This window comes from Arenibacter sp. 6A1 (genome assembly GCF_012272855.1).
In the GTDB taxonomy this organism is placed as follows: Bacteria; Bacteroidota; Bacteroidia; order Flavobacteriales; family Flavobacteriaceae; genus Arenibacter.
In genome coordinates, this window is record NZ_JAAXCQ010000004.1 from 266966 (window position 1) to 279089 (window position 12124).

Consider the following 12124-nt stretch of genomic DNA (forward strand, 5'->3'; position numbering starts at 1 on the left):
GGAAATTTGGTCGCAAGGACGAATGAAGATATGCAAATTACATATGGCCGTTAAAAAACAAAAATAACTACCTATGAAAATAAGAATTCAAGGCAATTCCATTCGCTATAGACTTACTCGTTCCGAAGTTCAAAAATTAGGACAGAGCGGCTATATTGAGCAACGTACGGAGTTTAACGGAAAAAGTTTTATTTATGTGGTAAGAACAAAACCAGACATTACCACCCTATTGGCCGAATTCAAACATGACACCATCACCTTATTCTTACCGGCTTCAGAACAAAACCTATGGCCACAAAGTGAGCGTATTGGGTATGAACACAAAATGGTTTTAAACAATGGAAATACCTTATCCCTTTTATTAGAAAAAGACTTCGTTTGTTTAGATGAACGCATAGAAGATCAATCTGATAATTACCCTAATCCGGCAGCAGCCAAAAAATAATGGATCCTTCTTCTAAAGACAAGACGCCCAAGGCTGAATCACCGGCAAAATTAACCGGTCTACGGACTTCCGAGCCCAAAAAAGTAGCTGCAGGAATCCCTGCCGTCATTTCGTCTGCCAAACATGTATTTAGTGAAATGGGTATTCTTAGGGGCTTCAAAGCTATGGCAAACCTCAACCAAAAAGGCGGAATTGATTGCCCCGGCTGTGCATGGCCAGACCCGGACGACGAACGCAGCCCTATTGCCGAATACTGTGAAAATGGCGCTAAGGCCATTGCAGAGGAAGCGACGACCAAAAAACTAGGACCCGCTTTTTTCAAAACCAATAGTGTCTCCGAACTATCAAAACTATCGGACTATGAAATTGGCAAAAAAGGCCGAATCGCCCAACCGATGTACCTTCCCAAAGGATCCGATCATTACCAAGCTATAAGCTGGAAAGCGGCTTATAAAAAAATCGGGGATTATTTAAACGCTTTAGATACCCCCGACCAAGCTATTTTTTACACTTCTGGACGTACTAGTAACGAAGCCGCTTTTCTATACCAGCTCTTTGTCAGGGAATTTGGGACCAACAACATGCCCGATTGCAGCAATATGTGCCATGAAAGTAGCGGTGTAGCCCTTAACGACACCCTAGGCATCGGTAAAGGATCTGTTACCTTAGACGACTTCTATAATACAGAAGTCATCCTTATTTTAGGACAAAATCCAGGTACTAACCACCCAAGAATGCTTAGCGCCCTGCAAAAAGCTAAGGAAAATGGAGCTGTCATCATTGCTGTAAACCCTATCATGGAAACAGGATTGCTCAATTTTAAAAATCCACAAGAAGTAAAGGCCATTTTAGGAAACAAGACCAAGCTGTCCGATATGTATCTTCAGGTAAAAATAAATGGCGATATGGCCCTGTTACAAGCTTTGGTAAAGCTTATGATAGCCGAGGAGAAAAACAATGCGGGAAAGGTATTTGACCTGTCTTTTATTAATGAAAAAACAAAGGGCTTTCACGATTACCTCAACCACATCGAAAGCCTTGATTTAGACACCCTTATCTCGGCCTGCGGCATACCCTTGGTACAACTACAACAGCTAGCTACCATATTGAGCAACAAAAATAAAATTATCGCCTGTTGGGCAATGGGCCTTACCCAACACAAAAATGCAGTCGCCACTATTCAGGAAGTTGTCAATCTCCTGCTATTAAAAGGAAGTATAGGAAAACCAGGAGCGGGCACTTGTCCGGTTCGCGGACATAGCAATGTTCAAGGAGACCGCACCATGGGCATCTATGAAAAGCCTCCCAAGGAATTATTAGACAATTTAGAAAAAGAATTTCACTTTAAACCACCCCGAAAAAACGGCTACGATACGGTTGAAAGTATAAAAGCGATGCATGATGGCCGGGCAAAAGTGTTTTTTGCTATGGGCGGCAATTTCCTTTCAGCAACTCCAGATACTTTATATACGGCCCAAGCATTACAGCGATGCGACCTGACAGTACAGGTATCTACAAAATTAAATCGAAGCCATTTGGTTCACGGTAAAGAAGCCTTAATTTTACCCTGTTTGGGCAGGACAGATAAGGACATCATTAACGGAGAGCAACAATTTGTAAGCGTAGAAAACTCCATGGGTGTCATCCATAGTTCCAAGGGAAGCCTACGGCCAATTTCGGAGCTTCTACAAAGCGAACCTTCTATAGTGTGCAATGTAGCCAAAGCCACCCTTAAAGAAAGTAAGGTTAACTGGGATCATTTTTTGGTGCATTACAATCATATCCGATATAGCATAGAAGCCTGTATCCCAGGGTTCACAGATTACAACAATCGCGTTCAGCAAGGGTTTTATTTGCCCAATACCGCCAGAGAAAACACCTATGCAACCCCAACAGGAAAAGCCCATTTTACCATTTCCAATAACACCCCAATACCTTTGGAAAGAGACGATTTAATGATGATGACCGTCCGTAGCCATGATCAATTCAACACCACCATTTACGGACTAAATGACCGTTATAGAGGTGTTTATAACGAAAGAAGAGTGGTCTTTATGAATCCAGCCGACATTTCTAAATTCGGTTTTAAAGAAGGCGACTTAGTAGATCTGTACAATTTTCACGGCAAAGCCACAAGAGTCGCAAAAAAGTTTATTCTGGTCCCATACAACATTCCTCAACAATGTTGCGCCACTTATTTTCCAGAAACAAACGTCTTAGTTCCCTTAGACAGTACAGCCGATAAAAGCAATACCCCTACTTCCAAATCGGTTGTGATAAAAATAAAAAAACACCAATTAGAAGACTAAAGCCGAAATTTCTTTAATACAAATCAAGTCCAAACAGTAGTGCTATATTTTCAATTATCGTAAAAATAATTTGGGCGTTCCCTCCTTCGTCGGGCGGGCACTTGGCTATATCCCTTGCGCTGCTACGGGGATGCCGCCGCGGTCCCTAACGCAAAAAAAGCCACTGCTGAACAACTATCAGCAGTGGCCTTTCATGAACTATTTGCGCACGGCAGTCCGCAATGCTTATTGCCTTAAAAAATACGTTACCATTATTTGTCGTTCCTCCTCTAAACTTACCTTTGGATAATCTCGACCAGCCCGTCGGTACCAATAGCCAGCATTAAACTTATCGCCTTCTTGTCTATGTAAATACCCATGAATCCAACTCCCCTCCATCGTATGTAAATCTTGTGCAATGTTGTGGGAAGCATTCCAATTCCCTTTTAAATCGTACCACATTGCCCGTAAGGCTTCGGACCAAAATGAAGGTGGTGTATCAGCTTGTAAAGTGTCTTGGAATTCTTTAAAAGTTTTGGGCTTCATTTTTATTTAAATTTTTAATCTACTTATAAAAATTTCTGACAGTATCACCTACCAGAAAAAAACTGCGTTATTACTTCAATCCGTTCTAAGGTAGTTTCCCTATACCTTATAGCATTTCGAGAAAATCTTCTTCAGAAATAATGGGCACACCTGTACTTTCTGCCTTCGTTCTTTTACTGGGCCCCATTTTATCCCCAGCGACAAGAAAGGAAGTTTTAGAAGAAATACTCGACCCCACTTTACCTCCATTATCCTCGATCATTTTTTTAAGCTCGTCCCTACTCACTTTTTCGAACACCCCGGAAACCACAAAGGTTTTCCCTTTAAAGAGTTCTGTCTGATTTAGAAGCTTATCTGCAGAAAGTTCAAATTGCACACCATAAGCCCTTAACCTTTTCAGTATTTCCAAATTCTTTTCGTTTCCAAAAAAACCTACAACACTTTCGGCAATACGCTGTCCAATTTCATCAACAGTGATCAGTTCTTCGACAGAAGCTACCATTAAGGCCTCAATATTCTTATAGGCTTTGGCCAATTTTTTAGCCACTGTTTCTCCTACAAACCTAATCCCCAAGGCAAACAGCACCCTTTCGAAAGGAATATTAACAGATGCCGCCACCCCATTTATCAAGTTTTCGGCCGACTTTTCTGCCATTCGCTCCAAGGGCAATAACTGTTCTTTGGTTAGGGTATATAAATCGGCATAATTTTCAATTAGCCCTTCTTTAAAAAGCAATTCTACTGTTTCTCCGCCCAAGCCTTCTATATCCATGGCTTTTCTAGAAATAAAGTGTTGAATACGCCCCGTAATTTGTGGTGGACACCCATATTCATTGGGGCAATAATGCTTGGCATCGCCTTCTGTACGCACCAAGGGTGCATGGCACTCTGGGCAGTGGTCAATATATTGCGTCGGCAATGAATTTTCGGATCTTTTTGTTAAGTCCACTCCGACTATTTTCGGTATTATCTCGCCTCCTTTTTCTACAAAAACGGTATCTCCTACCCTGATGTCGAATTTTTCTATTTGATCGGCATTGTGCAAAGAAGCTCTTTTTACGGTAGTACCGGCCAAAAGTATCGGTGTTAAATTGGCGACCGGTGTAATAGCCCCGGTACGACCTACCTGATAGGTAATCTCTTCTAAAACCGTAGATACTTGCTCTGCCTTAAATTTATAAGCCATGGCCCAACGTGGTGCCTTGGAAGTGTACCCCAATTCTTCCTGTTGTTGAATACTATTAACCTTAACCACCACACCATCGGTTTCATAAGGCAATTCATGCCTATGAATATCCCAATAATCTACAAATTCCATTACCTCATCGGTGGTTTTACACAATTTTGCAACGGTAGGCACTTTAAAACCCCAGCTTCTGGTTTTTTCCAATACTTGATATTGCGAGCTCAGTCCTAGATTTGTTCCCACAACACTATACAGCAAACACTCTAAAGGTCGTTCCGCTACCAAGGCGCTATCTTGTAATTTTAAACTTCCAGCAGCGGTGTTTCTTGGGTTCATATAAGGTTCCTCTCCGTTTTCTATTCTTTCGAGGTTCATCTTTTCGAAAGCTTCAAAAGGCAAGACAATTTCTCCTCTTATATCGAATTTTGAAGGATAGTCGCCTCTTAATTGTAAAGGAACGGTCTTAATTGTTTTGATATTATTAGTGACATCATCTCCTTGAAAACCATCGCCACGGGTTAGACCACGGACCAATTTACCATCCTCGTAGGTTAAACTAATAGAAGCTCCGTCATATTTCAGCTCACAGGTAAATTCTACGGTCACATCGCCCAATATTTTTTGAATCCTTTTTTCCCAATCTTCCAAATCCTCCTTGGAATATGAATTGTCCAAAGAATACATGCGATGTTCATGAACAAGAGTTTCAAAGTTTTTCGTAACCATTCCCCCAACCCTTAAGGTAGGAGAAGTGGCGTCGTAGAACTCAGGATATTTAGCTTCCAATTCCTGTAATTCCTTTAATTTCATATCAAATTCAAAATCAGATATGGTAGCACTATCCAATACATAATAATTATAATTATGCTCTTGTAGCGCTTTGCGCAGTTCTTCTATTTTTTGTTTTATATCCATTTAAAAATGCTCCTTTTTCCCATGTTCAACACAGAAAAGGTTTTTAATTTTTCGTTCATAAAACAACAACCAAGTTTTCACTAAAGGGTCGTCATTTTCTTATATATCTTTATTGCTTTAACACGCCTTTCAGCATTCTGTCGTTTCCAAACATATCTTTACGGAGTTCTATATCCGTAAAACTAGCAGCCTCCAACAACTCTTGCGAGGCCTCCCCCAAATATTGGTTGATTTCAAAAAACAACACCCCTTCATTTTTTAAATGAGTAGTGGCAAATGCTGTTATCGTCCTATAAAACACCAACGGATCATGGTCCGATACAAAAAGAGCCAAATTAGGCTCATGATCGAGCACATTGGCATTCATTTCTTTTTTTTCGAGTTCCCTAACATAAGGCGGATTAGAGACAATAACATCAAAGGTGTCATCTAGGGTTTTCAATTGGAGTATATCGGAGTGTAAAAATTCAATTTCCACCTCATTATCCAAGGCGTTTTGCTTGGCTATTTTTAAGGCATCCTGAGAAACATCGAGCGCAAAAACCTTTGCTTCGCCAAGATTTTTAGCCAAGGAAATAGCAATGCATCCACTACCGGTCCCAATATCTAAAATCCGTATTGGCTCCTTAGGCTCCCTAGCATCTTCCTTTCTGATTCTCATGGTGTCTAGAATCCATTGCACCAGTTCTTCTGTTTCCGGCCTAGGAATCAATACATCCTGGGTCACGGAAAACTCCAAATCAAAAAAATGGGCCTTACCTAGAATATGTTGAATAGGGCGTTGCAATTTTAATTGACTCAATCCGGAAAACAAAGAACCTTCTTCTGCCTTAGAGACCATCAAATTAGGCTCTAAGGCCAAAACAAATCTTTCTAACCCCAAATAATGTTCTATCATCATATAAAAAAAGCTATCTATCTCCTCTTTGGGATAAACAGTGCCAAGTTCTTGATGAAAAATATTTTTAATTTCTTTAAGCAGCATAGCATAAGCGTTGTAATCGCCAAATTTCGCCTTTCTATTTCATTTCTGCAATCAATAAGTAAACCACAGTTTAAGATAATTTCTTAAGCATCCAAACAGGACAAGAATAGTGACCTGTATTTCCCATAGGCGATTCTAAATATTCAAATCCGGATGCAAGGTATAGTTTCTGGGCATCTTTCATAAAGGGCATGGTCTCTAAATAACATTGGTCAAAACCGTATTCTACAGCTTTCCGCATACATATTTCCATCATCTTACCCCCTAGACCCCGGCCTCTAGCTTCTTCCAAAAAATACATTTTTTGCAATTCACATACGTTCCCTTGGTAATTCTCTAGCGGGGCTATTCCTGCTCCCCCTATAATTTTTCCCCGGTCCTCCACCACAAAATAATCGGCTTTGGGTTGCTGATAATTTTCGAACATATGGTCTAAGGAACTATCCTCATAGGCAGTACCTACCTTAGGCACCCCCATATCTTCCAAAACTTTCCGGATTAACCCGGCTACCGCTTGGTTGTCTTCGGACTTTATTTCCCTTATAATTGCTGTGACCATATGGTTCTTATAACTATATAATTATTATGCTATTTTTGTGAAGTGAAGATACATGAAAAATATATTTCCAGGTGCATTGAATTAGCTAAAAATGGCCTGGGCACAACCTTCCCCAACCCTATGGTAGGAAGTGTTATTGTGCATAACGACAAAATAATTGGCGAGGGCTATACGAGCCCTTATGGAGGTCCACATGCCGAAGTAAACGCCATTCTATCCGTTGCCGACCCTAGTGTACTGGCCGAGGCAACCATCTATGTAACCCTGGAACCTTGCTCCCATTTTGGCAAAACACCTCCTTGTGCCGACCTTATCTTAAAACATAAGATTCCAAAGGTGGTTATTGGTCTTTTAGACCCACATGAAAAAGTAGCTGGGAAAGGAATAGAGAAACTAAGAGCTGCAGGTTGCCATGTAAGTGTTGGCGTTTTGGAAAACCAGTGCAAGGACCATCATAAACGCTTTCTGACCTTCTACGATAAAAAACGCCCTTATATTATTTTAAAATGGGCCGAAACCAGTGACGGATATATAGCCCCTTCCCAAGAAAAAAGAAGCAGCACCCCAGAACCTTTTTGGATCACCAATTCATACTCACAACAAATGGTCCACCAATGGCGCTCTGAGGAACAAGCCATTTTAGTGGGTACCAACACCGCTTTGCAAGACAATCCTAAATTAGATATAAGGCATTGGAAGGGAAAAAACCCCATAAGAATAGTATTAGATAAAGCGCTTAAAATTCCACCCCATTACCATATGATGGACGGCAGTGTAAAAACAATTGTCATCACCGCTGTGGAAGCAACAAACGCCCATCTTAAAGGCATAGACTACGAAATCATAGATTTCTCAGGGAATATCGCCCAACAAATTTGCGAGATACTTCACAAACATCAGATTTTAAGTGTTATTATTGAAGGAGGCAGCCGAACCCTGGAAACCTTTATTTCTGAAAATCTATGGGATGAAGCTCGGATTTTTATCGGTAAACCCGTTTTTGGAAAGGGACTAAAAGCCCCTATAATAAATGGGCGTCGACATTTTGAACAATATATTGACACGGACAACTTAATTTTTCTAAAAAATGATTAAAAACATCATCTTCGACTTTGGCGACATTTTCATTAACTTGGACAAACAAATTGTTTTTAAGGAAATGGAAAAACATGGGGTCCATGATTTTCTACCTAGGTTAACCCCCTTAAATGAAGCATTTGAAGTAGGCAGTATTGGCCCCGAAGAATTTCTAAACGAACTGCATTTACATTTTCCCCAGGTTAGTCCTACGGAAATAAAAAGAATATGGAATTCCATGTTACTGGATTTTCCCGAGTATCGATTACAATTTCTTGAAGATTTGGTCAAACAACAAGATTACCGCTTGTTTCTACTTAGCAATACAAATGCCTTGCACATTCCTCATGTAGAACAACAAATGGGAAAACAACAATTTGAACGTTTTAGGAATTGTTTTGAGCAATTTTATCTATCTCATGAAATTAGATTAAGAAAACCAAACCAAGAAATTTTTGAGTTCGTACTGAATGAAAACAATTTAAAGCCTTCAGAAACATTTTTCATAGACGATTCCATAGAAAATACGTTGGCCGCATCACCACTTGGAATAAAAACCTGGAATCTTTTAGTTGGCAAGGAAGACATCATCAGTTTAAAAGAAAGGCTTTAAAATGGTTGATTTAGCGTTAAGTGTTATTTTCTCAAGCCTAATTTTTGTCATTTTTAAATTATTTAGGAAATACGAAATAGAAACACTTTACGCTATTATCACCAATTATTTTGTAGCGTGTATTGTAGGGTTACTATTTTATCAAAAGAATATCACCTATGCTGAGATTCCACAAAAACCATGGTTTTTGGGCACCCTGCTCCTTGGTTTTTTATTTATTCTCGTTTTTAACCTTATGGCCGCCACTTCCCAAAAGAGCGGCGTATCGGTGGCTTCGGTGGCCACCAAAATGTCTTTGGTGATCCCGGTATTGTTCAGCGTTGTTTTTTATAATGAAAAGCTTTCCATTCTTAAAATCATTGGTATCGTTCTAGCCCTTGCTGCGGTCTATTTTGTATCGGTTAAAGAAAAGGGGCTTAAAATCGATAAAAGAGTTCTAATTCTCCCTTTATCCGTTTTTATCGGTTCTGGGGTCATTGACACTAGTATAAAGTACTTAGAATCGAGTTGGGTTCCCCAGGAAGAGTTTCCATTGTTCTCAGCTGCTGTTTTTGCTTCTGCTGCCGGCATTGGCTTTATATACATAGTGATTAAATCTTTTAGATCAAAGATTTCCATCAATTTAAAAAACGTCCTAGCTGGGGTATGCCTTGGGGTTCCAAATTACTTTTCGGTATATTTTTTATTAAACGCCTTACAACATGAAAGTTTGAGTACGGCAACCGTGTTTACCATAAATAATGTTGCCATAGTTATGTTGTCTACTCTCTTGGGAATTCTCTTGTTTAAGGAACATATTAGCAAAAAAAATTGGGCAGGAATAGCACTAGCAGTTGCCAGTATCTTTTTAGTTGCGTTATTTTGAAGATTCTTATGGAAACAGACACCTACAAAACCCTAGACACTCCTTCGACTGAAATCCTATTCAAGGAGAAAAAAAGCAAATTTTTCGGATACGCCTTTCCGATAGAGAACGAGGACGATGTAAAAACTATTATTGAAGACCTCAGAAAAATGCACCATACTGCCAACCATGTTTGTTATGCATGGCAATTAGGGGTAGAACAAATCAGGTACCGTGCCAATGATGACGGCGAGCCTAATAATAGCGCAGGGATGCCTATTTACGGCCAGATACAATCTTTTGGGGTCACCAATGTGCTTGTTGCCGTAGCCAGAATCTTCGGAGGCACAAAGCTAGGGGTGGGCGGACTGATAAGCGCTTATAAGACCGCTGCCCAAATGACACTAGATACTGCCGTAATCGTAGAGAAAACATTAAAACAGGAATTTGTCCTTCATTTTGACTATCCGGAAATGGATAAAGTTATGCGCACCATTAAGCAGCAGCAGCTCGAAATAATTTCACAAGAAATGACCATGAAGTGTAAGATCCGATTGTCAGTAAGAAAACAGGATGCACCACGCGTAGAAAAAATATTTTCATTAATGCATCCTGTAAAAATAGTTCAGGATACTTAGGGCTTCAATTTTTCTAAAATATAATCGGGACATCTCATCGGTTTATTTGCCTTCATATCTATAAAAGCCAAAACGGTATTAGCCTCTATCAACAACTCTTTGTCTTGGTTATAGATTTTATAGTCAAACTCTATTTTCACCATAGGTGTTTTTTTCAAGATGGTAACCACGGTAATAAGGTCGTCGTATAAGGCCGATTTCTTAAAATTTATATTCAATGACACCACTGGGAGCATAACACCGTTAGCCTCCATCTTTTTATAGGACACTCCTATTTTCCTTAACCACTCTACTCTACCCATTTCCAGGTATTGGGCGTAATTTCCGTGGTACACCACTCCCATTTGGTCTGTCTCACCATATCTAACCCTGAAAGAAATTTCGTCGTACTTCATAATAATCATTATTATTTTTGATATCTTTAAAAGGAGCCGAAATTGGCATCCGGCATGGGGAAAAAAAACAAGATATTCAACCCCTTTTCAATTTTTTTCTTAGAATAATTGTTCACATATTTGCCTAACGTGATAGCGCTGCAAAACAAAGCAAAATATCAACAATATTTACAATAACAACAAAAAAGAGGATTTTAAAAATGAGTGTTACTGCAACTTCCGTATGGAACAATTGTTTGAGCTTTATTAAGGACAATATCCAGCCGCAGGCATTCAAAACTTGGTTTGAGCCGATTAAACCTATAAAGCTATCCGACAACGCTTTAAGTGTACAAGTTCCAAGCAAATTCTTTTACGAGTGGCTCGAAGAGCACTATGTAAAGCTTTTAAAAGTTTCCCTTACAAAAGAATTAGGAGAAACCGCAAAATTGGTATATATTATCAAAATGGAAAATACTTATGGTAATCGTGAGCCTTTTACAGAAAAAATACCAAGCGCTAACAGATCGCGCGTTGAGCCACAAGAGCTCGATGTTGCTATAAAATCAAAAAATCCGGAATTAAAAAATCCATTTGTGATTCCTGGCATTCGAAATATAAAAATCGAATCCCAATTAAACCCAAATTATAGTTTTGATAATTTTCTGGAAGGAGACGCTAACAGACTAGCAAGATCTGCCGGTATGGCCGTTGCCAATAAACCAGGAGGCACCTCTTTTAACCCTTTATTAATTTTTGGAGGCGTTGGACTAGGAAAAACCCATTTAGTACATGCTATAGGGGTCGAAATAAAAGACAAGTATCCTGAGAAAACAGTACTTTATATCTCTGCCGAGAAATTTACACAACAATATATAGAATCTGTAAAGAAGAATACTAGGAACGATTTTATCCACTTCTACCAATTGATAGATGTCCTAGTTATAGATGACGTACAGTTTTTATCCGGAAAATCGGGTACACAAGATGTATTCTTCCATATATTCAACCACTTGCACCAAAATGGAAAGCAAGTAATTTTGACTTCGGACAAAGCTCCTGTGGATATGCAGGATATTGAACAACGCCTATTATCACGTTTTAAGTGGGGACTGTCTGCAGAATTGCAAACACCAGGTTATGAAACTAGGATTTCCATTTTAAAAAACAAGCTGTATCGTGATGGCGTTGAAATGCCAGAGGAAATTATTGAATATGTAGCCAAACATATAAAATCTAATATCAGAGAGCTAGAAGGTGCGATTATTTCATTAATAGCCCAATCTTCCTTCAACAAAAAAGAAGTTACTTTAGAGTTAGCACAATTCGTAGTAGAAAAGTTTGTTAAGAATACGAAGAGAGAAGTTTCTATCGACTATATCCAAAAGGTAGTTTCAGATTATTTTGAGATGGATGTCAGCACATTACAGTCAAAAACTAGAAAGAGACACATCGTACAAGCAAGACAACTAGCCATGTTTTTTGCAAAAAAATTCACAAAAGCTTCTTTGGCTAGTATAGGTTCCCAGATCGGAAAAAGAGACCATGCCACTGTATTGCACGCTTGTAAAACAGTTGATAACTTGGCGGAAACCGACAAGCAGTTCAAAAAATACATTGAAGATTTAAGCAAAAAATTCTCATAAACAAGGCA

12 protein-coding genes are annotated in these 12124 nt (G+C 39.3%); 7 read left to right on the forward strand and 5 right to left on the reverse strand.

The window, feature by feature from the left end; genetic code table 11:
- Positions 1 to 73 precede the first annotated feature (73 nt).
- Together HCG49_RS05205 and HCG49_RS05210 are read left to right on the forward strand one after the other, a co-directional pair.
- Positions 74 to 445 carry a DUF7009 family protein gene (locus tag HCG49_RS05205; RefSeq protein ID WP_168468482.1) on the forward strand — a complete coding sequence of 124 codons (372 nt, stop codon included), beginning with the start codon at positions 74 to 76 and terminating at the stop codon, positions 443 to 445.
- Entirely contained in the window at positions 445 to 2754 is a 2310-nt protein-coding gene (locus tag HCG49_RS05210) for an FdhF/YdeP family oxidoreductase (protein WP_168468483.1), read from the forward strand. Before HCG49_RS05205 ends, HCG49_RS05210 begins: the two co-directional genes overlap by 1 nt.
- Before the next feature lie 225 nt (positions 2755 to 2979).
- On the opposite strand, the gene HCG49_RS05215 is transcribed toward HCG49_RS05210, so the two are convergent.
- The 4 genes from HCG49_RS05215 to HCG49_RS05230 all read right to left on the reverse strand — a co-directional run bounded on the left by HCG49_RS05215 (position 2980) and on the right by HCG49_RS05230 (position 6924).
- Complete coding sequence (locus HCG49_RS05215) at positions 2980 to 3279, reverse strand: hypothetical protein (RefSeq protein WP_168468484.1); 300 nt, start codon at positions 3277 to 3279, stop codon at positions 2980 to 2982.
- 106 nt (positions 3280 to 3385) lie between these two features.
- Entirely contained in the window at positions 3386 to 5380 is a 1995-nt protein-coding gene (gene ligA / locus HCG49_RS05220; protein WP_168468485.1) for an NAD-dependent DNA ligase LigA, read from the reverse strand.
- A gap of 109 nt (positions 5381 to 5489) precedes the next feature.
- Positions 5490 to 6365, reverse strand: coding sequence for a peptide chain release factor N(5)-glutamine methyltransferase (prmC, locus tag HCG49_RS05225; protein ID WP_168468486.1), 876 nt, complete (start codon positions 6363 to 6365; stop codon positions 5490 to 5492).
- Positions 6366 to 6435: 70 nt separating this feature from the next.
- Positions 6436 to 6924 (reverse strand): GNAT family N-acetyltransferase, encoded by a 489-nt coding sequence (locus tag HCG49_RS05230; RefSeq protein WP_168468487.1) that lies wholly within the window; start codon positions 6922 to 6924, stop codon positions 6436 to 6438.
- A gap of 42 nt (positions 6925 to 6966) precedes the next feature.
- On the opposite strand from HCG49_RS05230, the gene ribD reads away from it, so the two are divergent.
- From ribD to HCG49_RS05250, 4 genes are read left to right on the forward strand one after another with little or no spacing between them, the layout of a single operon-like run.
- Positions 6967 to 8019, forward strand: a complete 1053-nt coding sequence (gene ribD / locus HCG49_RS05235) for a bifunctional diaminohydroxyphosphoribosylaminopyrimidine deaminase/5-amino-6-(5-phosphoribosylamino)uracil reductase RibD (protein ID WP_168468488.1) — start codon at positions 6967 to 6969, stop codon at positions 8017 to 8019.
- On the forward strand, positions 8012 to 8614 hold the full coding sequence (locus HCG49_RS05240) for an HAD family hydrolase (RefSeq protein ID WP_168468489.1): 603 nt from the start codon (positions 8012 to 8014) through the stop codon (positions 8612 to 8614). The genes ribD and HCG49_RS05240 overlap by 8 nt, the downstream gene beginning before the upstream one ends.
- A gap of 1 nt (position 8615) precedes the next feature.
- Positions 8616 to 9479 carry an EamA family transporter gene (locus HCG49_RS05245; protein WP_168468490.1) on the forward strand — a complete coding sequence of 288 codons (864 nt, stop codon included), beginning with the start codon at positions 8616 to 8618 and terminating at the stop codon, positions 9477 to 9479.
- An 8-nt stretch (positions 9480 to 9487) separates the two neighbouring features.
- On the forward strand, positions 9488 to 10096 hold the full coding sequence (locus tag HCG49_RS05250; protein WP_168468491.1) for an IMPACT family protein: 609 nt from the start codon (positions 9488 to 9490) through the stop codon (positions 10094 to 10096).
- Here HCG49_RS05250 and HCG49_RS05255 read toward each other — a convergent pair.
- Positions 10093 to 10491 carry an acyl-CoA thioesterase gene (locus HCG49_RS05255; protein WP_168468492.1) on the reverse strand — a complete coding sequence of 133 codons (399 nt, stop codon included), beginning with the start codon at positions 10489 to 10491 and terminating at the stop codon, positions 10093 to 10095. The genes HCG49_RS05250 and HCG49_RS05255 overlap by 4 nt on opposite strands.
- Before the next feature lie 200 nt (positions 10492 to 10691).
- Here HCG49_RS05255 and dnaA point away from each other — a divergent pair, with 200 nt between their 5' ends.
- A complete protein-coding gene (gene dnaA, locus HCG49_RS05260; RefSeq protein WP_072765308.1) occupies positions 10692 to 12116 on the forward strand; it encodes a chromosomal replication initiator protein DnaA in 1425 nt (474 codons plus the stop codon).
- Positions 12117 to 12124: the final 8 nt, after the last annotated feature.